Genomic DNA, 22,475 nt, shown 5'->3' with positions numbered 1-22,475 from the left:
TCTCAACTATGCGTTCCAACAGGCACACCTCCTTGTAACCAGAGCCTACCTTTGCAAGCATCCAATCATTCTGTTTGGATCGATAGTCATGGACGAACTCCTCTACCAAGGCTGGTATCACTCGCGGAAGCTGTCGCACTTCGATGGGCCCGATGCCACCCAGTTCATTTCCTTCCGCTTAGCTGACTCCCTACCCGCTGATCGGTTGAGACAGATCAAGTCGGAGCTACGGATTTTGCCGCTGGCACGTCAAAGCGTTGAACGCCGTAGAAAAATGGAATACTGGATCGACCGCGGCCTGGGCTGCTGCGCCTTGGCCCACCCTCAGATGGCTGAGGTATTCATTCAGGGGCTGCGGCTTCATGACGGGCGACGTTATCGCCTATTGGCGTGGTGCCTCATGCCCAACCATGTGCATATCCTTATTGAGGCTCACTACTCGCTACCAAGGATTGTACAAAGCTGGAAGTCCTACAGCGGTCGCTGGGCTGTAAACAATAACGAGCGCCTGGGTTTAGGGATACCGGTAGGCAGCATCTGGGCTAGAGGTTACTGGGACAGGTTCATACGTGACGAGAGACATTTCCATACCGCAGTGAACTACATCCATGAGAATCCGGTAAAGGCCGGGTTGTGTCACGCAGCAGAAGCGTGGCGGTGGTCCAGCGCCTATGTCGGCCCCGAGTAGAAGGGCGCATCAGCGCGGCCTGATAGGAGCTCTGTCGAGCTGATGCTCGACAATCCCGGGGCGAGCACATGACCGGAGTGAACTCCTGGGAGATTCGAGCACCAGCTCGTATCTTGCTGGCGGCGGCAACGGGCTTGCCTGATAGGGGAGCTGTCGAGCTGGTGCTCGAAAATCCCAGGCGGGCATCAGAAATTGATGCCCGCCCTGGTGGTCCATTCCGCTCACCGGGTGAACACAAACTCCTCCCCTTCCACGCCTGCCTTGATCACCGCACCGGGTTCGAAGTCGCCGGCCAGTATGCGTTGGGCCAGCGGGTTTTCGATCCAGCGTTGGATGGCGCGCTTGAGTGGGCGGGCGCCGTAGACGGGGTCGTAGCCGACGGCGACGAGTTTTTCCAGCGCCTCGTCGCTCAGCTCCAGATTCAGCTCCCGCTCGGCCAGGCGCTGGCGCAGGCGGCTCAGCTGGATCTCGGCGATACCGCCGATCTGTTCCTTGCCCAGCGGCTCGAACACTACCACCTCATCGATCCGGTTGACGAACTCGGGACGGAAGTGTTGGCCGACAGCATCCATGACTGCCGCCCGCTGAGCTTCCGGATCACCAACCAACTCCTGGATCTGCGCTGAACCCAGGTTCGAGGTCATGACGATCACCGTGTTGCGGAAGTCCACGGTGCGGCCCTGGCTGTCGGTCAGGCGGCCGTCTTCCAGTACCTGCAGCAGGATATTGAACACATCCGGATGCGCCTTTTCCACTTCGTCCATGAGGATCACCGAGTACGGCTTGCGGCGTACCGCTTCGGTCAGGTAACCACCTTCCTCGTAGCCGACATAACCCGGAGGCGCGCCGATCAGGCGGGCCACGGAGTGCTTCTCCATGAACTCGGACATGTCGATGCGCACCATGGCCTCTTCGGTGTCGAACAGGAATTCGGCCAGCGCCTTGCACAGTTCGGTCTTGCCCACCCCGGTCGGGCCGAGGAACAGGAAGGAACCGCTGGGGCGGTTCGGGTCCGACAGGCCGGCGCGGGAGCGGCGCACGGCGTTGGACACTGCCACCACAGCCTCATGCTGACCGATCACCCGCTTGTGCAGTTCCTGCTCCATGCGCAGCAACTTGTCACGTTCACCTTCGAGCATTTTGGACACCGGAATACCGGTCCACTTGGATACCACCTCGGCAATTTCCTCATCGGTGACCTTGTTGCGTAACAACTGGTTCTCGGTCTTGCCATGCTGCTCAGCCATCTGCTGGCTGCGCTCCAGGTCAGGTATGATGCCGTACTGCAGTTCAGCCATGCGGTTCAGGTCACCCTTGCGCCGGGCATTCTCCAATTCCTGCTTGGCCTGTTCGATCTTCTCCTGCAACTGGGCCGTGCCCTGCACTTCCGCCTTTTCGGATTTCCATATTTCTTCCAGATCGGCGTACTCGCGCTCCAGCCGGGCAATATCCTCTTCAAGCTTTTCCAGCCGCTTGATGGTGGCCTCGTCATCTTCCTTCTTCAGCGCCTCGCGCTCGACCTTGAGCTGGATCAGCCGCCGATCCAGCCGGTCCAGTTCCTCCGGTTTGGAGTCGATCTCCATGCGGATGCGGCTGGCAGCTTCATCGATCAGATCGATGGCCTTGTCCGGCAGCTGGCGATCGGTGATGTAACGATGCGACAGCTTGGCCGCAGCGATGATCGCGCCATCGGTGATCGCCACCTTGTGATGCACCTCGTAGCGCTCCTTCAGGCCGCGCAGGATGGCGATGGTGTCTTCTTCACTGGGCTCATCCACCTGTACCTTCTGGAAGCGCCGCTCCAGCGCTGCGTCCTTCTCGATATATTGTCGGTACTCATCCAGGGTGGTGGCACCCACGCAGTGCAGCTCGCCACGCGCCAGGGCCGGCTTGAGCATATTGCCCGCGTCCATGGAGCCTTCGGCCTTGCCGGCGCCGACCATGGTATGCAGCTCGTCGATGAACAGGATGATCTGGCCTTCCTGCTTGCCCAGCTCGTTGAGCACCGCCTTCAGCCGCTCCTCGAACTCGCCGCGGAACTTGGCGCCGGCGATCAGTGACCCCATATCCAGCGACAGCAGGCGCTTGCCCTTCAGCCCATCGGGCACTTCACCATTGATGATGCGCTGGGCCAGCCCTTCGACAATGGCGGTCTTGCCCACGCCGGGCTCGCCGATCAGTACCGGATTGTTCTTGGTCCGACGTTGCAGGACCTGGACGGTGCGGCGGATCTCGTCGTCACGGCCGATCACCGGATCGAGCTTACCCTCCTCGGCCTTGCGGGTCAGATCGACGGTGTACTTGTCCAGCGCCTGGCGGGACTCCTCGGCGTTGGCGTCGGTCACGCTCTCGCCGCCACGCAGGTTGTCGATGGCGGTTTCCAGCCCCTTCTTCGATACGCCCTGGGCCAACAGGATCTTGCCCAGACGGGTGTCCTGGTCCATCGCTGCAAGCAGCACCAGCTCGCTGGAAATGAACTGATCGCCGCGCTTCTGAGCCAAGCCGTCAGCCCTGTTGAGCAGGCGGGCAAGATCGGTGGACAGGTTCACATCGCCAGTGGGGTTGGCGATGGTCGGCAGTTGATCGACGGCATCGCTGAGCTGCTGGCGCAGACTGCCGAGGTCGAAGCCGACCTGCAGCAGCAACGGTTTGATCGAGCCCTGCTGCTGTTCGATCAGCGCGAGCATCAGATGCACCGGCTCGATCTGGTTGTGGTCACGGCCTACCGCCAACGACTGCGCGTCGGACAGAGCCATTTGCAACTTGCTGGTTAAGCGGTCAATACGCATGAGTAGCAATCCTTATCGGCAGGCCGGCAGTCGGGGTCTGTCCCGGTCCGGCGAGATTCACTTAGATGAATGATAGATGAGGATTATTACTGTGCTTTCAAGGGGGTCGCCCTGATCGGCGTCAATTTTTTGTCGCAGAGTCCAGCCAAATCAGTGAAGCGAAGCGCCCGGTTTGCCCGTCGCGCCGATAGGAGAAGAACCGGGTGGGGTCACTGACCGTACACAAACCACCGCCATAGACAGCATTCACGCCGGCATTGGTGAGGCGCAGCCGAGCCAGTTGATAGATATCCGCCAGGTAATGCCCCGGACGCTCGGAGGGCACAAAACAGGCCGCCGCAGCCGTGCTGCCGAAAATCTCCCGTACTTCCGGACCCACTTCAAAGGCCTCGGGACCGATGGCCGGGCCCAGCCAGACCAGCAGTTCTTCCGGCGGCACCCCCAGCGCGCTGATGGTGTTCTCCAGAATCCCGGCAGCCAGCCCGCGCCAGCCGGCATGGGCTGCGGCCACGCGGGTACCGGCACGGTCGCAGAACAATACCGGCAGACAGTCGGCGGTCATGATCACGCAGGCGACGTCCGGCTCAAGGGTCCAGCTGGCATCCGCTTCCTCCACCAGTCCCGGCGCGGCCTCGACCACATCGGTACTGTGCGTCTGCTCCAGCCAGGCCATGCGACAGCCCAGCATGCGCCCCAGCTCCGCCCGGTTGGCCAGAACGTTATTCAGATCATCGCCAACGTGGGTACCCAGATTGAATCCCTTGTACACGCCCTGACTGCAGCCATCCTGCCGCGTGGTGACCCAGGTCTTGACCCACTCGGGGGCCGGCCAGTCGGCCTGCAGCCAGTGCTCTTTCATTCTTCCAACTCGCCGTCCTGGCGCAGCAGCGCCAGCAACGCCTGCATATCGGCGGGCAGCGGCGCTTCCCAGCGCATCGGCCGATTGTCATCCGGATGCTCCAGTTCCAGCCGCCGGGCATGCAGTGCCTGGCGTGGGAATTCTCGCAGCATGGCAATCAGCTCCTGCGTCGCGCCCGGCGGAATACGCAGCCGGCCGCCATAGGTCGGATCGCCCACCAGCGGATAATTGATATGACTCATATGCACACGGATCTGATGCGTGCGGCCGGTTTCCAGCTTGACCTTGACGTGGGTGTGGGCACGAAAACGGCTGATGACGCGGTAATGACTCACCGCCTCCTTGCCGCCGGCAACCACCGCCATCTTCTGCCGATTATTGCCGTGGCGAGCGATGGGCTGGTCGACCTTGCCACCGGCTGTCATTACGCCCACCACCACGCATTCGTATTCACGAGTGACCGTCCGGTTCTGCAGCTGGATGACCAGATCGGTCTGTGCTTCCAGGGTTTTGGCCACGACCATGAGACCGGTGGTGTCCTTGTCCAGGCGGTGCACGATGCCCGCGCGCGGCACCTTGGCCAACTCGGGAGCATGGTGCAGCAGCGCATTGAGCAGGGTGCCGTCATGATGACCGGCGGCGGGATGCACCACCAGCCCCGCCGGCTTGTTGATCACCAGCAGCGCGTGATCTTCATAGACGATATCCAGGTCGATGGCTTGCGGTAGCCAATCACCCTGTACTTCAAGTTCGGCATCCAGTTCCAGCAGTTCGTCGGTATAGACGGTATCGCGCGGGCGGACCTGTCTGCCGTCCACCGTCAGACTGCCGTCCTTGATCCAACCCTGCAACCGCGATCGGGAGTGGCTGGGGAACAATCGGGCAGCGACCTGGTCAAGGCGTTGACCACCGCACTCCGGGGTAACCTGTGCAGACAAGCGAATTCGTTCGGACATCAATGGCTCACTGGAACGCACCGGTACGCGCAATCCCTTTTGGTTTCGGCCCGGCGCTGTGGTTAAATACGGCTTCTTTGCCTGGCGCATGCTGTGCCTGGCAACTGAGCTCAACTATAACAGGACGGCTGTCAGGGCAACAGCGCGGGGTCGTCCATCCGGATGTCAAACATGTCGATTAAACATCTATTGCTGGTCGGTCTGCTGAGTCTGCTGGCGGCCTGTTCATCAAACAAGGCGACGGTTCTGGATGAATCGCTCAGCGAGTCCGAGCTCTATGTCCTGGCCCAGAAGAACCTGGACGCCAACAACTACGGCCAGGCTATCGAATCGCTGCGGGCCCTGGAGTCGCGCTATCCGTTCGGACGCTTCGCCGAACAGGCGCAGCTGGAACTGATCTATGCCTACTACCAGAACCTGGAACTGGATGCTGCCAAATCAGCTGCCGACCGTTTCATCCGCCTGCACCCGCAGCATCCCGATGTGGATTACGCCTACTACCTGCGCGGCATGACCTCCTTCACCCGCGACCGGGGGCTCTTCGAGCGCTTCCTGCCGCTGGACATGACCCGTCGCGATCCGGGTGCGGCCCGGGACTCCTTCAACGAGTTCGCCCAACTGGTCAGCCGTTACCCCAACAGCCGTTACGCGCCCGATGCGCGCCAGCGCATGGTGTACCTGCGCAACCTGTTGGCCGCCTACGACACTCATGTCGGCCATTATTATCTCAAGCGCGGCGCGTACGTTGCCGCCGTCAACCGCGGTCGCTACATTGTCGAGAATTTCCAGCAGACCCCGTCTGTCGGTGACGGCCTGGCGCTGATGGTCGAAGGCTACCGTCGTCTGGCCATGGATGATCTGGCCAACAACGCCCTGCTGACGCTGCAGACCAACTATCCCGAGCACCCGAGCCTTCAGGACGGCGAGTTCCGCCATCATGTGGAGCCTGCCCAGCGCGAATCCGGTTGGGTCGAATCGATGACCACCGGCCTGCTGGACAAGGTCATGACCCCGCCGTCCATGAACCGGGAAACCCAGATGGAACGGGAAATGGAACAGCAGTATCAGGCAGCGCTGAATGCCCTGCCCCGGGATATCAAGACCCCACGGCAGGAACAGGAACCAGAGCCCAAGCGCTCCATCTGGAGCCGGCTGACTTTCGGTCTGTTTGATTGATTGAAGATGTGACGCCGTTCCCTCGGCGTCACATCGCACCGGCAGGCGTGCTCTGATCGCACGCTATTGCCAGCCCCGGATTACCTGAATCCACCCGGCACCCTCCAACACCTGAGCTTTCGCAGCCCAACCCCCACTGCTCCCATAGAAAATCATTCGATCAAGCCAGTTTGACCACCCGAGCCACGGACTTGTTTGGCGCATCGCCCGGGTGGGATACACTAAGGGCCATTCGCTTACCTACATGGAATCACCACGATCATGGGCTTGATCAAACTGTTCATTCTGCTGGTGCTGGCTTATATCGCCTTTGTCTTCTGGCGCCAGTTCAAGGCCGCCCAGGCAGAGAAACACCGAACGCCGCCGCAACAACCGCCCAAGATGGTTCGCTGCGCTCAATGCCAGCTGCATCTGCCGGAAGATATGGCCCTGCGTCAGGACGACAAATGGTATTGCTGCAGTGAGCATCGCGATGTGGACCAGCAGTACTGATACGGTTGACTCCCAACGCCCGAAAATATTGCGCATCTACAATATCTATCGGGTGGTGCTTGGACTTTTCCTGACGCTGCTGACCAGCTCTGCCCTGCGCGACGGGCTGATCGACCTGCAGAACCCCGATCTTTACGAAAGCGCCAGCTGGATCTATCTGATCATCAACGTGTTGATCGCCCTGCTGCTGCATCAGGGCAAGCGCGACCTGCATCTGTTCGTGCTGGCGTTCATCGATATCTTCCTGCTGGCGGTGTTGTTCTACGCGGCCGGTGGCGCCAGCAGCGGGCTGGGCAACCTGCTGATCATCCCGGTGGCCACCGGCAATATTCTGCTGCACGGGCGCATTGGCCTGCTGCTGGCGGCGCTGGCCAGTCTGGCGTTGATCTATCTGACATTCTTCCTGAGCCTCGCGCACCCGTCGATCAGTCAAAGCTACCTGCAGGTGGGTGTGCTGGGCTGCATCTATTTTGCGGTAGCGCTATTTGTGCAGCGCCTCAGCCGCCGCCTGCGGCTCTCGGAAAACCTGGCCCAGCAGCAGGCAGCCAGCCTGGCCAGCCTGGAAAAGCTCAACCAGTTGATCATCCAGCGCATGCGCACCGGCATCATGGTGATCGATGAATCGCTGCAGGTACTGCTGGCCAATGAAGCCGCCGCCCAAATGCTGGGCAAGCCGATCATCCGTGGCATGGCCCTCGATAGCCTCGCCCCGGAACTGGGCCAGCGCCAGCGCCAATGGCAGGTCAATCCATCGATCCGTGCTCTGCCCTTTCGCAACCATCCCGGCGGCGCAGAGTTGATGGCCAATTTCAAGCGCCTGCCCGCCGATGAGCGGGAGTCGATCCTGGTCTTCCTCGACGATAATGCGCTGATGGCCCAGCAGGTCCAACAACTCAAACTGGCCTCCCTGGGCCGACTCACAGCGAGCATCGCCCATGAGATCCGCAACCCGCTGGGCGCCCTCAGCCACGCTGCGCAGTTGCTGATCGAGTCGGAGCACATCCACGACCAGGACCGACGCCTGACCGAGATCATCCAACAGCACTCCAAGCGCATGAACAAGGTCATCGAAACCGTCCTCGAGCTATCCCGGCGGCGCCAGAGCGAACCACAACTGGTCGATCTGACACTCTGGGTAGCGCAGTTCATCCGAGACTACAAGCAGACCAGCCCGGCCACTGATACCATCGAATGCGAACTGGAGAAGGAAGGCATCCTGACCCGCATGGACCCCAATCAGCTGCGCCAGGTGCTGAGCAATCTGTGCCAGAATGCCTTCCGTTACAGTGGCGAGCCGGGCAGCGAGCGCACCATCTGGCTGAAGCTGTATGAAGATGCCGGGACCGGCCTGCCTACCCTGGAGATCATCGACCATGGACCGGGCATCGATGATCGCCATCTGAGTCAGGTATTCGAACCGTTCTACACTACCGAGTCCGCCGGTACCGGTCTGGGCCTGTATATCTCCCGCGAGCTATGCGAGAGCAACCAGGCAACCCTGGAGTATGAGCGGCTGGAGCCGCGCGGCAGCTGCATGCGCATCGTCTTCGCCCACCCCAGACGGCTGGTATGATGCCCTTTTCGAACCGCACGAACGCATGGAGCACAATGTGAACAATCCGCTGGCACTGATCATCGATGACGAGCCCGATATCCTGGAGCTGCTCGACATGACTCTGGGGCGGATGAACATCAGTACCCGCAGCGCGACCAGCCTCGGCCAGGCGCTGGAGCTGCTCAATCAGCAGCACTTCGACTTGTGCCTGACCGACATGCGCCTGCCTGATGGCGATGGCTTGAGTGTGGTGCGACATATTCAGCAACATTGCCCAAACACCCCGGTGGCGATGATTACCGCCTATGGCAGCCTGGATACCGCCATCACTGCGCTCAAATCCGGCGCCTTCGATTTCGTTACCAAGCCCGTCGACTTGCAGCGGCTGCGCGAACTGGTCAACGGTGCCCTACGGCTGAACCAGCGCCAGGAAGCCCCACTGATTGAAGAGAGCGACGATCCGATTCAGGGCAGCTCACCGCCAATCCAGCAATTGCGTCGACAGATCGCCAAGCTCGCCCGCAGCGAGGCACCGCTCTATATCAGTGGTGAATCCGGCAGCGGCAAGGAACTGGTCGCCCGGCGCATCCACGCGCTGGGGCCTCGGGCCTGTCATCCCTTCGTGCCGGTGAACTGCGGGGCGATACCTTCGGAGCTGATGGAAAGCGAATTCTTCGGCCACCGCAAAGGCAGCTTCACCGGCGCCGTGGCTGACAAGCCCGGCCTGTTCCAGGCGGCCAGTGGCGGCACCCTGTTTCTCGATGAGGTGGCCGATCTGCCGTTGGCGATGCAGGTCAAGCTGCTGCGGGCGATTCAGGAAAAGGCGGTGCGTCCGGTCGGCACCCAGCAGGAGCAGCCAGTGAACGTGCGGCTGCTATGCGCGACCCACAAGGACCTGGCGGTGGAAGTGGCCGAAGGGCGATTTCGCCAGGACCTGTTCTATCGGATCAATGTGATCGAGCTCTGCGTACCACCGCTGCGCGAGCGCCGTGAGGATATCGCACCGATGGCCCGGCGCATTCTTACCCAACTGGCCCAGCGCGCGGGCGTCGAGGTGCCCCATATAGACCCGGCGTGCATGGAGCGGTTGAGCAACTACCGCTTCCCCGGCAACGTGCGCGAGCTGGAGAATATTCTGGAGCGGGCCTTCACCCTGTGTGAAGGCGATACCATCATGGCCAGCGATATCCAGCTTAACGCCAGCCCGCTTCCCGGCGAGGACTCCGCGCTGCGCCAGATCGATTCGCTGGAAGACTTTCTCGATGATATCGAACGCAAGGCATTGACCCAGGCGCTGGAGGAAACCCGCTGGAACAAGACCGCAGCCGCCCGCCGCCTGGGCCTGACGTTTCGGTCAATGCGCTATCGATTGAAGAAACTGGGACTGGAAGACTAGCCTGCCGCCAGCGCCAGTTCCGCCCTGCGGTGTGCCCGAACGGGAGCGCCTTGGCCGGCAAGCCCGCTCCCATTAAACAAAGGTTTCCCCCGCTAACCCGCCAGCAGCTCCCTGCCCGCCGTCACCGCATAGGGCGCCGGGTCGATGATCGGCTGCCGTCCCAGCATCACATCTGCCAGCAACTGACAGGAAGCCGGTGCCAGCACCAGCCCGTTGCGGTAATGCCCGGTATTCAGCCAGAGCCCGGGGTAATCCGGCACTTCGCCAATATAGGGCACACCATCCGGCGAACCGGGACGCAATCCGGCCCACTGGCGAACCGGCTGCTGCATCGCCAACGCCGGCAATAGCTGCGCCGCGGAGGTGCGCAGGGAGTTCAGCGCAGCCTCGGTGGGGGTCTTGTCGAAACCTTCATGCTCCAGAGTGCTGCCGATCAGGATATGCCCATCCTGCCGCGGAATCGCATAGCGGCCGCCGCACAGCACCATGCTCGACAACCAACCCGGCTCCGCCTTGTACAGCAACATCTGCCCCTTCACCGGCACTACCGGCAGTGCCATGCCCAGCTCAGCGAGAAACTCACCGCTCCAGGCTCCGGCCGCCAATACCACGGCATCGGCCTGCATATTTTCGCCAGCACAGCGCACCCCAGCCACCCGCCCCTGCTCGATCAGCAGGCGGGCGTCGGCGCAGCCTTCCAATAAACGACAATGGGGGTTGGCAGCCAGAGCAACGCGCAGGGCGGCCATCAGACGAGGATTGCGTACATTGGCCAGATCAGCCTGCCACAACGCATTTTCATATCCGGCCGCCAATACTGGGACCTGACGGCAGATAAACTCGGCATCGACACTGAGCAGCGGTTTTCCGCGCCCTGCTGCCCAGCTCAGAGCGATATCCTGTTCCTCCGAATCCAGCCAGAGCAGGCCGCAGGGCGTCACCTGCGGATCAATACCGGTATCTTCCGCCAACCGCGCGGCCAGTTGCGGATAGAAACCCTGCGACCAGTCGGCCAGGGCGCTGATCGGCCGGGAGTAACGCCAGGGGTATAGCGGTGAGACGATCCCGCCACCTGCCCAGGAGGCCTCGCGGCCAACCACCCCCCGCTCGATCAGGGTTACGCGTACTCCAGCATCCAGCAAGTTGAGGGCAGACAGGCAACCAATGACACCCCCACCGATGATGACCACGTCGTGCATGTCTGCTGCCGTCTCCCCGTGTTATCCATCCGATCATTCCGGCACAGGTAGTCCATCAACCACGTCTACTACAAAAGGGTAATGGTTATGACACTCAACCGGATAAACGAGTATCATACGCGCAGTTTTTAGTAAGAGGCGACATGTAAATGACAGCAAAAGATGTAGACGTATTGCTGGTCGGTGGTGGCGTCATGAGCGCCACGCTCGGAATGTTGCTCAAACAGCTCGATCCAAATATGACCATTACCCTGGTCGAACGTCTGGATCACGTTGCTCATGAGAGCACGGATGGCTGGAACAATGCCGGCACGGGGCACGCCGGTTACTGTGAGCTGAACTACACTCCCCAAGCCGATGATGGCAACATCACGATCAACCGCGCACTGTCGATCAACGCGAACTTCGAGGTGACCCTGCAATTCTGGTCCTACCTGGTCGAACAGCAGATCCTCCCAGCGCCCGGCAAATTCATCAACCCCACCGCACACCAGAGCTTTGTCTGGGGTGAGAAAGACGTGGCTTTTCTGCGCAAGCGTCACGAACTGCTCAGCGCCCATCACCTGTTCGCGGATATGCAGTACAGCGAATCGCGGGAGCAACTGGCTGAGTGGATGCCGCTGGTCATGCGTGACCGCGCAGCGGAGGGTCCGGTCGCGGCTACCCGCGTCGACCACGGTTCGGATGTCGATTTCGGCTCATTGACTCGCAGCATGATCAAGCATCTGGTAACTCAGGACGGTTTCGATCTGTGCCTCAGCCACTCGGTCAAGAGCCTGCGCAAAAGCAAGCGTGGCCATTGGCGGGTCGCCGTGAAGGACGAACAAAGCGGCGAGGACAAACAGTTCAATGCCCGCTTCGTCTTCCTTGGCGCCGGCGGCGGCTCTCTGCCTCTGCTGCAGAAATCCCATATTGATGAAAGCCAGGGTTATGGTGGCTTCCCGGTCAGCGGTCAGTGGCTGGTGTGCAAGAAGCCGGAGATTGTCCAGCAGCACCATTCCAAGGTCTATGGCAAGGCTCCAGTCGGCGCGCCGCCCATGTCCGTTCCGCACCTGGATACGCGCATCATCAATGGCCAACCAGCCCTGCTGTTCGGTCCCTTTGCCGGCTTCACCACCAAGTTCCTGAAGAAGGGCTCGGTATTCGACCTGTTCTCCTCGGTTCGCCCGTACAACGTGGCACCGATGATGGCCGTGGGTCGCGACAATATGGACCTGACCAAGTACCTGATCGCCGAGTCCTTCCAGTCGCACAAGGACCGTGTCGCGTCCCTGCGCAACTTCTTCCCCGATGCCAAAGAGGAAGACTGGACGCTGCAGAATGCCGGCATGCGCGTGCAGATCATCAAGAAAGATGCCGAGGGGCACGGCAAGTTGGAATTCGGTACCGAAATTGTCGCCGCGAAGGATGGCACCCTGGCAGCATTGCTGGGCGCTTCCCCGGGAGCCTCCACCGCGGTGCAGGCGATGATCGACGTACTACATCGCTGCTTCAAGGAACGCATGAGCTCGCCGCAATGGCAGACTCGCATGAAGGAATTGGTTCCCTCCTATGGCCAATCCCTGATCGATGACGCTGCGCTGCTGAAAACGGTCCGTGATCGCACGTTGAGCACGCTCAAGCTGCGCGGCGACTGATCCCAGCCGTCATAGCTATTGGCAGGCGGACTGCATTACCGCCTGCCTTGCAGCGAAACTACTGCTTCGTCACATCCAGTTCGACTCCCTGCGCCCGTAAACGGTCAAACGCAGCGTCCAGATCAGTCTGTAACTGTTCAGCAAAGCCCGAATGACGGGATAGCACCAGACGCATGGGTTGCATCGCGACCTCAATATGCTCCAGCCTGACCCCGTCCAGCTCCTCCAGCACGACATCCACCTGCGCCCGATAATCCAGCAGGTAGTCCCCGCGCCCGCGCCGCAACATCTCCACCGCTCCCCTGTGCGAGTTGCTTTTATATAGAGTCAGGTCCAGCTCCGGATTCTGCACGGTATCGTTCAGGGCATTGGTATAGGTGAAGTTGGTGATCATGATGACACTACGGCCGCGCAGCCCCTCCGGCCAATCGGGCGCGGGCTGGCCCGGCAGGTAATACAGATTGATATTCACCTGCCCCAGGTCCCGACCGGTCAGCAGCGTATGCTCGTCGAGCCCCGGCTTATTCAACACCCCAGGCCAGAGATGCACGTCGCCGCTCTCGAGTCCCAACCAGATGCGCGCCGCAGGCAAAATCCGTATCCGGGCATCATAGCCAGCTTCATTCAGCAACTTGCGCACCAGCTCGACCGCCTTGCCTGTGGCCTGGCCGGACTCGTCCAGCTGCGAATATCCGGGAAAGTCCATGAAGGCAACCTGTACCACCGGCTTGCTGTTGGCCAGCATCGCGCTGCTCCAGCACATCAATAGCAAGATCAACCACCTCGCCGTTCCTTTGATCAGCATCACTCCCTCCCCTCGCCTGGGTAATTGGCAACCAGCGTAATGACCTACCGGCATATTGCAATAAAAAACCCCTTGCCGGTCAACCGACAAGGGGTTCGCTTACTGCAGGCAACGTTCAGTCACGGTAGACCGGCAGGCGTGCGCAGATGGCCTTGACCTGCTCACGGACACGGTCGATTACCGATTCGTCGCCCATGTTGTCGAGGATGTCGCAGATCCAGCCGGCCAGCTCGCGGCACTCGGTTTCCTTGAAGCCACGAGTGGTCACTGCCGGGGTACCGATACGCAGACCGGAGGTGACGAAGGGCGAACGGGGATCGTTCGGCACCGCGTTCTTGTTCACGGTGATGAAAGCGCGACCCAGGGCAGCATCCGCGTCCTTGCCGGTGATGTCCTGCTTGATCAGCGACAGCAGGAACAGGTGGTTCTTGGTGCCACCGGATACCACGTCGAAACCGCGCTCGATGAATACCTCGGCCATGGCCTGGGCATTCTTCACCACCTGCTGCTGGTACGCCTTGAACTCGTCGCTCATGGCTTCCTTGAAGCAGATTGCCTTGGCGGCGATCACATGCATCAGCGGGCCACCCTGGCCACCAGGGAAGACCGCCGAGTTCAGCTTCTTCTCCAGCGCCTCGTTGGCACGCGCCAGGATCAGACCACCGCGCGGACCGCGCAGGGTCTTGTGGGTAGTGGTGGTAACCACGTCAGCGTAAGGCACCGGGTTCGGGTAAACGCCTGCGGCAACCAGGCCAGCAACATGGGCCATATCGACGAACAGATAGGCACCGACCTTGTCGGCGATCTCGCGGAAGCGCGGGAAGTCCAGAATCTGCGAGTAGGCGGAGAAGCCGGCAACGATCATCTTCGGCTTGTGCTCGACCGCCAGACGCTCCAGCTCGTCGTAGTCGATCAGGCCGGTAGCGGTGTCGATGCCGTACTGCACAGCGTTGTACATCTTGCCGGAGAAGTTGACCGAGGCACCGTGGGTCAGGTGACCGCCGTGGGCCAGGCTCATGCCCAGTACGGTGTCGCCCGGCTGTACCAGCGCCTGGAATACGGCACTGTTGGCCTGGGAGCCGGCGTGCGGCTGGACGTTGGCGTAATCAGCGCCAAACAGTTCCTTGGCACGGTCAATGGCCAGTTGCTCGGCCACGTCGACGAACTCGCAGCCGCCGTAGTAACGCTTGCCCGGGTAGCCTTCAGCATACTTGTTGGTGAGCACCGAACCCTGGGCCTGCATGACCGCAGGGCTGGTGTAGTTCTCGGATGCGATCAGCTCGATGTGCTCTTCCTGACGCTGTGCTTCCTGCTGCATGGCTGCCCACAGCTCGGCGTCGAAAGTGGCAATATCGTTGGAACGGCTAAACATGTCACGGCCCTCTGCCAGAGATGTACAAATAAAAAAGAGGCCGCATTTTACCTCAACCGGGACAAACTGGCACATGAAAAGCATTCAGGCGGTCGGATAGGAGACTTCAAGTACCTGGGCAGGGACCTGCCACGTGCTGCTGGCGCCGGTGCGCGCCGCTCACATTGACTGCGCGTGCCCAATTGCAGCAGCTGCGAGACCAGCCAGCCGCCAGGTTTGCCCTAACCCACACTTTGGGCTAGCCTTGCCCCCCATTCCGCACCCGTTCCAGGTGCCATTTCCTCTATTCAATTATCAAGGTTGTATCCACATGGCCCAATACGTTTACAGCATGCACCGGGTGAGCAAGGTTGTGCCCCCGAAGCGGCAGATCCTCAAGGACATCTCCCTGTCATTTTTCCCTGGCGCCAAGATCGGCGTGCTGGGTCTGAACGGCGCAGGTAAATCCACCCTGCTGCGCATCATGGCCGGTGTAGACAAGGAATTTGACGGCGAAGCCCGGCCCATGCCCGGCATCAATGTGGGTTACCTGCCCCAGGAGCCGCAACTGGACGCGGACAAGACCGTGCGCGAGATCGTGGAAGAGGCGGTCAGCAATATCAAGGACGCCCAGGCCCGCCTGGACGAAGTCTACGCTGCCTATGCCGAGCCGGACGCCGACTTCGACGCCCTGGCCGCCGAACAGGCCAAACTGGAAGCCATCCTGCAAGCTGCCGACGGTCACAACCTCGACCGTCAGCTGGAAGTCGCCGCCGATGCCTTGCGCCTGCCACCGTGGGATGCGGTGATCGGCCATCTGTCCGGTGGTGAAAAGCGCCGCGTGGCGCTATGCCGTCTGCTGCTGTCGGCCCCCGACATGCTGCTACTGGACGAGCCGACCAACCACCTGGACGCCGACTCCGTTGCCTGGCTGGAGCGCTTCCTGCATGACTTCCCCGGCACCGTGGTGGCCATTACCCACGACCGTTACTTCCTCGACAACGTCGCCGGCTGGATCCTGGAACTGGACCGCGGCCATGGTATCCCGTTCGAGGGCAACTACTCCCAGTGGCTGGAATCCAAGGCCAACCGCCTGGCCACCGAGGCCAAGCAGGAAGCCTCCCACGCCAAGGCCATGAAGGCCGAGCTGGAGTGGGTGCGCCAAGGCGCAAAAGGTCGCCAGGCCAAGTCCAAGGCCCGCCTGCAGCGCTTCGAGGAAATGCAGTCCCAGGAATTCCAGAAGCGCAGCGAAACCAACGAGATCTACATCCCGGCCGGCCAGCGCCTGGGGGATCAGGTCATCGAACTGCACAACGTTTCCAAGGGCTATGGCGATCGGGTACTGATCGATGATCTGTCGCTGACCATTCCCAAGGGAGCCATCGTCGGCGTCATCGGCGGCAACGGCGCGGGCAAGTCCACCCTGTTCCGCATGCTGACCAACAAGGAGCAGCCCGACAGCGGCAAGATCGTCACCGGTGAAAGCGTGCAGATCGCCAGTGTCGACCAGAGCCGCGATGAGCTGGACGGCAGCAAGACCGTCTGGGAGCAGGTGTCCGACGGCTTCGACATGATCAAGGTCGGCAACTATGAAGTGCCCTCCCGTGGCTACGTCGGCCGGTTCAACTTCAAGGGCGCCGATCAGCAGAAGTTCGTCAAGGATCTGTCCGGTGGTGAGCGTGGTCGCTTGCACCTGGCGCTGACCCTGAAACAGGGTGCCAACGTGCTGCTGCTCGACGAACCGTCCAACGACCTCGACGTGGAAACCCTGCGGGCCCTGGAAGAAGCGTTGCTGGACTTCCCGGGTTCGGCCATCGTGATCTCCCACGATCGCTGGTTCCTGGACCGTATCGCCACGCACATTCTGTCCTATGAGGATGACGCAAAGGTGGTATTCTTCGAGGGCAACTACACCGAGTTTGAAGCAGACCGCAAGAAACGCCTGGGCGAAGCCGCAGCTCAGCCGCACCGTGTCCGCTACAAAAAACTGGCCTGACCAAAAAGTCACATTTTTTTTGAACTTTTTCGACCCGCTGCCTGCGACCAAAACGCGCAGGCAGCGGAAAGTCGGAAATGATCAATAAATTCCTTTTAAAACAGGTACCTGCAGTCAATCTTCAAGCACGGCCTTTGCCGCGATTACAGCACTGCAGGTCGGCTTTCCGCACCATCATCATGCATGTTTTTTTGTGAAGCACTATTTCAGAGCGTGCCCACCTCTGATAAATTTGCGCCATTACGTCTTAAACTTGCAAAAAAGAGACTTCCATGACCGATACTCTGACCTCCTGCCTGGCGCATCTCAAACTGCGCGATCCAGAGCAACCCGAATTTCATCAGGCAGCCGAAGAAGTGCTGAGCACACTGTGGCCCTTTCTGCAGGAGAACCCGAAGTATCTCAAGGCTGGCATCATCGAACGCCTGATCGAACCCGAGCGGGTGATCATGTTCCGCGTGCCGTGGATGGACGACGCCGGCCAGGTCCATGTGAACCGGGGTTTCCGCGTGCAGATGAACAGCGCCATCGGTCCTTACAAGGGCGGCCTGCGCTTCCACCCCTCGGTCAACCTGGGCGTACTCAAGTTTCTGGCCTTCGAGCAGGTATTCAAGAACGCACTGACCACCCTGCCCATGGGCGGCGGCAAGGGCGGCTCCGACTTCGATCCCAAGGGCAAGAGCAACGCCGAAGTCATGCGCTTCTGCCAGTCGTTCATGACCGAACTGTCCCGCCACATCGGCGAGAACCTGGACATCCCCGCCGGGGATATCGGTGTTGGCGCCCGGGAAATCGGCTACATGTATGGCCAGTACAAGCGTCTGCGCAACGAGTTCACCTCGGTACTGACCGGCAAGGGCCTGACCTACGGTGGCAGCCTGATCCGTCCTGAAGCCACCGGCTACGGCTGCGTCTACTTCACCGAAGAAATGCTGCAGGAACGCGGTCGCAGCCTGGAAGGCCAGCGTGTGGCGGTATCGGGTTCCGGCAACGTAGCCCAGTACGCCGCGCTCAAGGCCATGGACCTGGGCGCCATCGTGATCTCGGTGTCCGACTCCGCCGGTACCCTCTACTTCCCCGACGGCATGACCACCGAACAGTGGCATTACCTGATGGACCTGAAGAACGAGCGTCGCGGCCGCCTGCAGGAAATGGCCAGCGAATTCAACCTGGAGTTCCTGGCCAACCGTACGCCGTGGCACCTGGCCTGCGACATCGCCCTGCCCTGCGCAACCCAGAACGAGCTCGGCGGCGACGATGCCCGCACGCTGATCGCCAACGGCTGCTACTGCGTGGCCGAAGGTGCCAACATGCCGTCCACCCTGGAAGCGCTGGACGTGTTCCTGGAAAACCGCATCCTGTTCGCTCCGGGCAAAGCAGCCAATGCCGGTGGCGTCGCGGTGAGCGGGCTGGAGATGAGCCAGAACGCCATGCGTATGCAGTGGACCGATGGCGAGGTAGACACCAAACTGCACGCCATCATGCAGTCGATCCACTCTGCCTGCGAACGCTACGGCAAAGAAGAAGACGGCTATATCAACTACGTCAAGGGCGCCAACATCGCCGGCTTCGTCAAGGTCGCCGACGCCATGCTCGCCCAGGGCGTGGTCTGAGTTGACGATTCGATCTGCCGCAGGTCAACCTGCGGCAGATCGCCCTCAGTAGAGTCTCCGCGCAGCAGCTATAATGATGGCATATTGAACCCGACCTATCGGGGGCCGTCATGTCAGACCATCACTTCTCTTCCCCTGCCCTTTTCGACGCGACCGTCAGGCTCCAGCAGGATGCCTGGACCCACTCTGCCCCGTTGCTGGATATCTCCCTGGCAGGCCTGTTGATCAGCCGACCGGACACCTGGTCCCTGGCCGACGCTGATGCCCACCTGGAAACGATCATCGAGCTGACTAGCGGCGATCACATCCGCCTGGAAGCACAACTGGCCTTCAGCCGTGACGATGTGCTCTCTCTGGCCTGTCGGCATCTCGATCTGGATTCCATCGCCCAGTTGAAAGCATTGATCAGCGCGACGCTGGGCGACCCGTCGCTGGCAGAACGGGAGCTGACCGAACTGGGTCGCTGACGCCTGAGCCAGACAACCGGGGCGCAGCTCACTCGAACAGCATGCCCAGGGCTTCATCCAGCCGGGTCACCGGCACTACCTGCATGCCCTTGGGTGATTCCTTGGGCGCGTTGGCCTTGGGTACGATGGCGCGGGTAAAGCCATGCTTGGCGGCTTCCTTCAGCCGCTCCTGACCGCTGGGTACCGGGCGAATCTCGCCCGACAGACCGAGTTCGCCGAACACCATCAGGTCCATCGGCAGCGGGCGGTTGCGCAGGCTGGAGATCACCGCGGCCAGCAGCGCCAGATCGGCCGCGGTTTCCAGCACCTTGACCCCGCCGACCACGTTGACGAACACGTCCTGGTCATAGGTGGGCACGCCTCCATGACGATGCAGTACCGCCAGCAGCATAGCCAGACGGTTCTGATCCAACCCCAGGGTTACCCGCCGGGGATTGCCCAGGTGGCTGGTGTCTACCAGCGCCTGCACTTCCACCAGCATCGGCCTCGACCCTTCCCAGGTGGACATCACCACACTGCCGGGAATGGGTGCGTCATAACGTGACAGGAAAATCGCCGAGGGGTTGGCGACTTCCTTGAGGCCCTTGTCGGTCATGGCGAATACGCCAAGCTCGTTGACCGCACCAAAACGGTTCTTCACCGCCCGCAGCATGCGCAGCCGGCCATCGGACTCACCTTCGAAATACAACACGGTGTCGACCATATGTTCGAGTACCCGCGGCCCGGCCAGCGAACCCTCCTTGGTCACATGACCAACCAGGAAAATGGCGGTACCGCTCTGCTTGGCAAAACGCACCAGAAGCGCGGCGCTTTCCCGTACCTGGGCGACACCGCCGGGGGCTGATTGCAGTTGCTCGGTGAAGATGGTCTGGATGGAGTCCACCACCATCACCTTGGGCTGCTCACGCCGGGCAGTGGCGACGATGCTTTCAATGCAGGTTTCAGTCATGACCTTGAGCTGGTCCTTCGGCAGGCCAAGCCGGTCGGCACGCATCGCTACCTGCTGCTGGGACTCTTCACCGGTGATATACAGCGCGGGCATGTTCTGCGCCAGTCGGCACAGGGTCTGCAGCAGAATGGTGGATTTGCCGATACCCGGATCACCACCGATCAAGACTACTGAGCCGCTGACCAGCCCACCACCCAATACCCGGTCCAGCTCCGACGAACCGCTGGGCTGGCGGGGCATTTCTTCAGTGGATACCTCGGCGAGGGTTTTTACCTGGGCCATTTCTCCTGCCCAGTTGCTGCTGCGCGAACCGCCACCGCTGCCGCCCGTCGGGGTGGTATCTATCACGGTTTCAATCAGGGTATTCCAGGCCTGGCATTCACCACACTGCCCTGCCCATTTGGTGAAGGTAGCGCCGCACTCAGTGCAGCCATAGAGTCGTTTGTTCTTCGCCATTGCGATCCCATGAAACTGAAGAAATTCTCAAGCAGTTACTATACTGATCGAGCGCGGATAAATCCTGACGGAACAATGAAAGTGCCCGAACACAGCACCAACAAAAAGAGCTATAAACGGCAGCGACGGAAACTCACCGAGGCTCTGCTCGAAGCCCAGTATGCCCTGCGCAAAGCGAAGAAGGGACCGGTGCTGGTGTTGATCAGCGGTAATGACGAGGCCGGCAAGGCCGAGGCTATTTATGGCTTCTACAATACGCTGGACAACCGCTACCTGAATACCCGAGCCTTTGCCCTGCCCCAGGGCGTCGAGCAGCAGATGCCTCACCTGTGGCGCTACTGGATCAGCCTGCCCAAACCAGCCCGGCTCGGTTTCTACCTGGGCTCCTGGTATCACCAACCACAGATCCGCTATTGCCGGGGCGAGATCGACCTGCCAGCGCTGCGCAGGCAGATGGAGGAAATTGCCCGCTTCGAACGCCTGCTCACCGGTGAGGGCATAGCCCTGGTCAAGCTGTGGCTGCAAGTCGAAGGCCCGGTAAAACCAGCAGGAAGATTTGCCAGCGGCGAACAGACTGTCGCCATGCGTGAATGGGGTAGTTTCAGCGACGCCGACTATGCCTGCGTCCAGGATTCATTTCAGTTGATCAGCACCCTGACCTCGACCGAGGCAGCCCCCTGGATCACCGTATCCGGCGACGATGAGCATGAGCGGGATATCCGCGTCGGCCAGATCGTGCTGCAGCGGACCCAACAGTTGCTGGAGGCCGGCCCCGGCAAGATGCCGACCGCCTCCTGGCAACCCGCCCCGCTGACCCAGTTGCAACAACTGGATTACGACCGCAAGCTGGACAAGGCCCGCTACAAGGAGCGGCTCGCGCACTACCAGGCCCGGTTGCGCGAGCTGGTACGCCATCCAGCGTTTGCCGGGCGCAGCCTGCTGCTGGTCTTCGAAGGGACCGATGCCGCTGGCAAGGGCGGGGCCATCCGCCGTATCAGCCAATGTCTGGACCCGCGCTATATGCGCGTTCATGGCACCCGCGCGCCGACCAGCGAAGAACGCCATCAGCCTTATCTGCTGCGGTTCTGGAAACGCGTGCCATTGCCCGGGCGTGTCGCCATCTTCGACCGCAGCTACTATGGCCGCGTTCTGGTCGAGCGGGTCGAAGGCTTCTGCACCCGCCGGGAATGGCAGCGCGCCTATGATGAAATCAATGATTTCGAGGCGCAATTACAGGCCGCCGGCACCCTGGTGCTGAAGTTCTGGCTGGCAATTACCCCCGAGGAACAACTACGGCGATTTCAGGCTCGCGCCGAGTCGCCGCTCAAACGCCACAAGCTTTCCGATGAGGACTGGCGAAATCGGGATCAATGGCCACAATATGAGCAGGCGCTGAACGATATGGTCGAACGCACCAGCACTGCCACTGCGCCCTGGCATGTCATTCCCGCAGAAGACAAGCGCCATGCGCGCATCCAAACTCTGGAGATCGTCTGCACGGAATTGCAGAATGCGTTGAAATAAAAAGTAAAAAAATATCAAATAAGCTCGCCATTCGGGCATACAGGAGTAGGTAGAACATGAGTCTGATTCAGGAATTCAAGTCATTCGCCATGCGCGGCAATGTCATCGACATGGCTGTGGGTATCATTATCGGTGCTGCCTTCGGCAAGGTGGTGTCCTCCTTTGTGGATAACATCGTCATGCCCCCCCTGGGGCTCGCTATCGGGGGCGTGGATTTCAGCGATCTGGCCGTGGTGCTCCGCGAGGCGCAGGGCGACCTGGCAGCGGTTACCCTGGGCTACGGCGCCTTCATCCAGAGCATCGTGGATTTCCTGATCATTGCCGCGGCCATTTTTGTTGCTATCAAGGTGATGAACAATCTCAAGCGCAAGGAAGAAGAAGCTCCAGCCGCGCCGCCAGCGCCGAGCAAGGAAGAAGTGCTGCTGACCGATATCCGCGACCTGCTCAAGCAGCAGGCCGAGAAGTAAGCAGCAGGACCGCACTCTGCGCTCCCCGGGCCCTGCGAACGACAGCTCGCTCGCAGGGCCTCACCAGAGAACCTGAACCGCCGGACCGGCTGCGCTATAC

At 60.9% G+C, this 22,475-nt stretch carries 18 protein-coding genes; 11 read left to right on the top strand and 7 right to left on the bottom strand.

Annotation, left to right across the window (positions count from 1 at the left end; all coding sequences use genetic code 11):
- The first annotated feature begins 88 nt into the window (after positions 1-88).
- Positions 89-688 carry a transposase gene (locus tag QAO71_RS04630; protein WP_136869232.1) on the top strand — a complete coding sequence of 200 codons (600 nt, stop codon included), beginning with the start codon at positions 89-91 and terminating at the stop codon, positions 686-688.
- A 221-nt stretch (positions 689-909) separates the two neighbouring features.
- Here QAO71_RS04630 and clpB read toward each other — a convergent pair whose 3' ends face one another.
- The 3 genes from clpB to rluD all read right to left on the bottom strand — a co-directional run bounded on the left by clpB (position 910) and on the right by rluD (position 5,292).
- Complete coding sequence (gene clpB, locus QAO71_RS04625) at positions 910-3,477, bottom strand: ATP-dependent chaperone ClpB (protein WP_280165382.1); 2,568 nt, start codon at positions 3,475-3,477, stop codon at positions 910-912.
- Positions 3,478-3,598: 121 nt separating this feature from the next.
- Positions 3,599-4,336, bottom strand: coding sequence for a peptidoglycan editing factor PgeF (pgeF, locus tag QAO71_RS04620; protein WP_280165381.1), 738 nt, complete (start codon positions 4,334-4,336; stop codon positions 3,599-3,601).
- On the bottom strand, positions 4,333-5,292 hold the full coding sequence (gene rluD, locus QAO71_RS04615) for a 23S rRNA pseudouridine(1911/1915/1917) synthase RluD (protein ID WP_136869229.1): 960 nt from the start codon (positions 5,290-5,292) through the stop codon (positions 4,333-4,335). The genes pgeF and rluD overlap by 4 nt, the downstream gene beginning before the upstream one ends.
- Before the next feature lie 171 nt (positions 5,293-5,463).
- Between rluD and QAO71_RS04610 the strand changes: the two genes are divergently transcribed.
- The 4 genes from QAO71_RS04610 to QAO71_RS04595 all read left to right on the top strand — a co-directional run bounded on the left by QAO71_RS04610 (position 5,464) and on the right by QAO71_RS04595 (position 9,911).
- Positions 5,464-6,468 carry an outer membrane protein assembly factor BamD gene (locus tag QAO71_RS04610; RefSeq protein ID WP_036991184.1) on the top strand — a complete coding sequence of 335 codons (1,005 nt, stop codon included), beginning with the start codon at positions 5,464-5,466 and terminating at the stop codon, positions 6,466-6,468.
- Positions 6,469-6,729: 261 nt separating this feature from the next.
- A complete protein-coding gene (locus QAO71_RS04605; RefSeq protein WP_280165380.1) occupies positions 6,730-6,960 on the top strand; it encodes a PP0621 family protein in 231 nt (76 codons plus the stop codon).
- On the top strand, positions 6,941-8,533 hold the full coding sequence (locus tag QAO71_RS04600; RefSeq protein WP_036990733.1) for an ATP-binding protein: 1,593 nt from the start codon (positions 6,941-6,943) through the stop codon (positions 8,531-8,533). The genes QAO71_RS04605 and QAO71_RS04600 overlap by 20 nt, the downstream gene beginning before the upstream one ends.
- Positions 8,534-8,570: 37 nt before the next feature.
- Entirely contained in the window at positions 8,571-9,911 is a 1,341-nt protein-coding gene (locus tag QAO71_RS04595) for a sigma-54 dependent transcriptional regulator (RefSeq protein ID WP_235818283.1), read from the top strand.
- A gap of 92 nt (positions 9,912-10,003) precedes the next feature.
- On the opposite strand, the gene thiO is transcribed toward QAO71_RS04595, so the two are convergent.
- The gene (gene thiO, locus QAO71_RS04590; protein WP_280165379.1) at positions 10,004-11,110 is read right to left on the bottom strand and encodes a glycine oxidase ThiO; all 1,107 of its coding nucleotides are present in this window, start codon (positions 11,108-11,110) and stop codon (positions 10,004-10,006) included.
- A 149-nt stretch (positions 11,111-11,259) separates the two neighbouring features.
- On the opposite strand from thiO, the gene mqo reads away from it, so the two are divergent.
- A complete protein-coding gene (mqo, locus tag QAO71_RS04585) occupies positions 11,260-12,747 on the top strand; it encodes a malate dehydrogenase (quinone) (RefSeq protein ID WP_280165378.1) in 1,488 nt (495 codons plus the stop codon).
- A 58-nt stretch (positions 12,748-12,805) separates the two neighbouring features.
- Here the strand turns inward: mqo and QAO71_RS04580 are convergent, their stop codons facing one another.
- Together QAO71_RS04580 and glyA are read right to left on the bottom strand one after the other, a co-directional pair.
- The gene (locus QAO71_RS04580) at positions 12,806-13,552 is read right to left on the bottom strand and encodes a transporter substrate-binding domain-containing protein (protein WP_280165377.1); all 747 of its coding nucleotides are present in this window, start codon (positions 13,550-13,552) and stop codon (positions 12,806-12,808) included.
- Positions 13,553-13,667: 115 nt separating this feature from the next.
- A complete protein-coding gene (gene glyA / locus QAO71_RS04575) occupies positions 13,668-14,924 on the bottom strand; it encodes a serine hydroxymethyltransferase (RefSeq protein ID WP_280165376.1) in 1,257 nt (418 codons plus the stop codon).
- 310 nt (positions 14,925-15,234) lie between these two features.
- Between glyA and ettA the strand changes: the two genes are divergently transcribed.
- The 3 genes from ettA (at position 15,235) to QAO71_RS04560 (ending at position 18,979) form a co-directional block, all read left to right on the top strand.
- Positions 15,235-16,899: an energy-dependent translational throttle protein EttA gene (ettA, locus tag QAO71_RS04570; RefSeq protein ID WP_280165375.1), complete on the top strand. Its 1,665-nt coding sequence runs from the start codon at positions 15,235-15,237 to the stop codon at positions 16,897-16,899.
- Positions 16,900-17,171: 272 nt separating this feature from the next.
- Positions 17,172-18,512, top strand: coding sequence for an NADP-specific glutamate dehydrogenase (gdhA, locus tag QAO71_RS04565; RefSeq protein ID WP_280165374.1), 1,341 nt, complete (start codon positions 17,172-17,174; stop codon positions 18,510-18,512).
- A 110-nt stretch (positions 18,513-18,622) separates the two neighbouring features.
- Positions 18,623-18,979, top strand: a complete 357-nt coding sequence (locus tag QAO71_RS04560; RefSeq protein ID WP_280165373.1) for a PilZ domain-containing protein — start codon at positions 18,623-18,625, stop codon at positions 18,977-18,979.
- Positions 18,980-19,007: 28 nt separating this feature from the next.
- Here QAO71_RS04560 and radA read toward each other — a convergent pair whose 3' ends face one another.
- The gene (gene radA, locus QAO71_RS04555; RefSeq protein ID WP_036990744.1) at positions 19,008-20,384 is read right to left on the bottom strand and encodes a DNA repair protein RadA; all 1,377 of its coding nucleotides are present in this window, start codon (positions 20,382-20,384) and stop codon (positions 19,008-19,010) included.
- Between the two features lie 75 nt (positions 20,385-20,459).
- Here radA and QAO71_RS04550 point away from each other — a divergent pair, with 75 nt between their 5' ends.
- Positions 20,460-21,908, top strand: a complete 1,449-nt coding sequence (locus QAO71_RS04550) for a polyphosphate kinase (protein ID WP_280165372.1) — start codon at positions 20,460-20,462, stop codon at positions 21,906-21,908.
- Positions 21,909-21,964: 56 nt separating this feature from the next.
- Positions 21,965-22,375 carry a large-conductance mechanosensitive channel protein MscL gene (gene mscL / locus QAO71_RS04545; protein ID WP_036990747.1) on the top strand — a complete coding sequence of 137 codons (411 nt, stop codon included), beginning with the start codon at positions 21,965-21,967 and terminating at the stop codon, positions 22,373-22,375.
- The last annotated feature ends 100 nt before the right edge of the window (positions 22,376-22,475 follow it).

Origin of the sequence: Halopseudomonas sp. SMJS2 (assembly GCF_029866945.1) — a bacterium.
GTDB lineage: Bacteria > Pseudomonadota > Gammaproteobacteria > Pseudomonadales > Pseudomonadaceae > Halopseudomonas > Halopseudomonas bauzanensis.
This window is presented reverse-complemented; position numbering and strand designations above follow the sequence as displayed.

Coding starts and splice junctions, on each gene's coding strand:
- QAO71_RS04630 (WP_136869232.1), top strand. CDS start 89: ATGGACGAACTCCTCTACCAAGGCTGGTATCACTCGCGGAAGCTGTCG.
- clpB (WP_280165382.1), bottom strand. CDS start 3,477: ATGCGTATTGACCGCTTAACCAGCAAGTTGCAAATGGCTCTGTCCGAC.
- pgeF (WP_280165381.1), bottom strand. CDS start 4,336: ATGAAAGAGCACTGGCTGCAGGCCGACTGGCCGGCCCCCGAGTGGGTC.
- rluD (WP_136869229.1), bottom strand. CDS start 5,292: ATGTCCGAACGAATTCGCTTGTCTGCACAGGTTACCCCGGAGTGCGGT.
- QAO71_RS04610 (WP_036991184.1), top strand. CDS start 5,464: ATGTCGATTAAACATCTATTGCTGGTCGGTCTGCTGAGTCTGCTGGCG.
- QAO71_RS04605 (WP_280165380.1), top strand. CDS start 6,730: ATGGGCTTGATCAAACTGTTCATTCTGCTGGTGCTGGCTTATATCGCC.
- QAO71_RS04600 (WP_036990733.1), top strand. CDS start 6,941: ATGTGGACCAGCAGTACTGATACGGTTGACTCCCAACGCCCGAAAATA.
- thiO (WP_280165379.1), bottom strand. CDS start 11,110: ATGCACGACGTGGTCATCATCGGTGGGGGTGTCATTGGTTGCCTGTCT.
- mqo (WP_280165378.1), top strand. CDS start 11,260: ATGACAGCAAAAGATGTAGACGTATTGCTGGTCGGTGGTGGCGTCATG.
- QAO71_RS04580 (WP_280165377.1), bottom strand. CDS start 13,552: ATGCTGATCAAAGGAACGGCGAGGTGGTTGATCTTGCTATTGATGTGC.
- glyA (WP_280165376.1), bottom strand. CDS start 14,924: ATGTTTAGCCGTTCCAACGATATTGCCACTTTCGACGCCGAGCTGTGG.
- ettA (WP_280165375.1), top strand. CDS start 15,235: ATGGCCCAATACGTTTACAGCATGCACCGGGTGAGCAAGGTTGTGCCC.
- gdhA (WP_280165374.1), top strand. CDS start 17,172: ATGACCGATACTCTGACCTCCTGCCTGGCGCATCTCAAACTGCGCGAT.
- QAO71_RS04560 (WP_280165373.1), top strand. CDS start 18,623: ATGTCAGACCATCACTTCTCTTCCCCTGCCCTTTTCGACGCGACCGTC.
- radA (WP_036990744.1), bottom strand. CDS start 20,384: ATGGCGAAGAACAAACGACTCTATGGCTGCACTGAGTGCGGCGCTACC.
- QAO71_RS04550 (WP_280165372.1), top strand. CDS start 20,460: ATGAAAGTGCCCGAACACAGCACCAACAAAAAGAGCTATAAACGGCAG.
- mscL (WP_036990747.1), top strand. CDS start 21,965: ATGAGTCTGATTCAGGAATTCAAGTCATTCGCCATGCGCGGCAATGTC.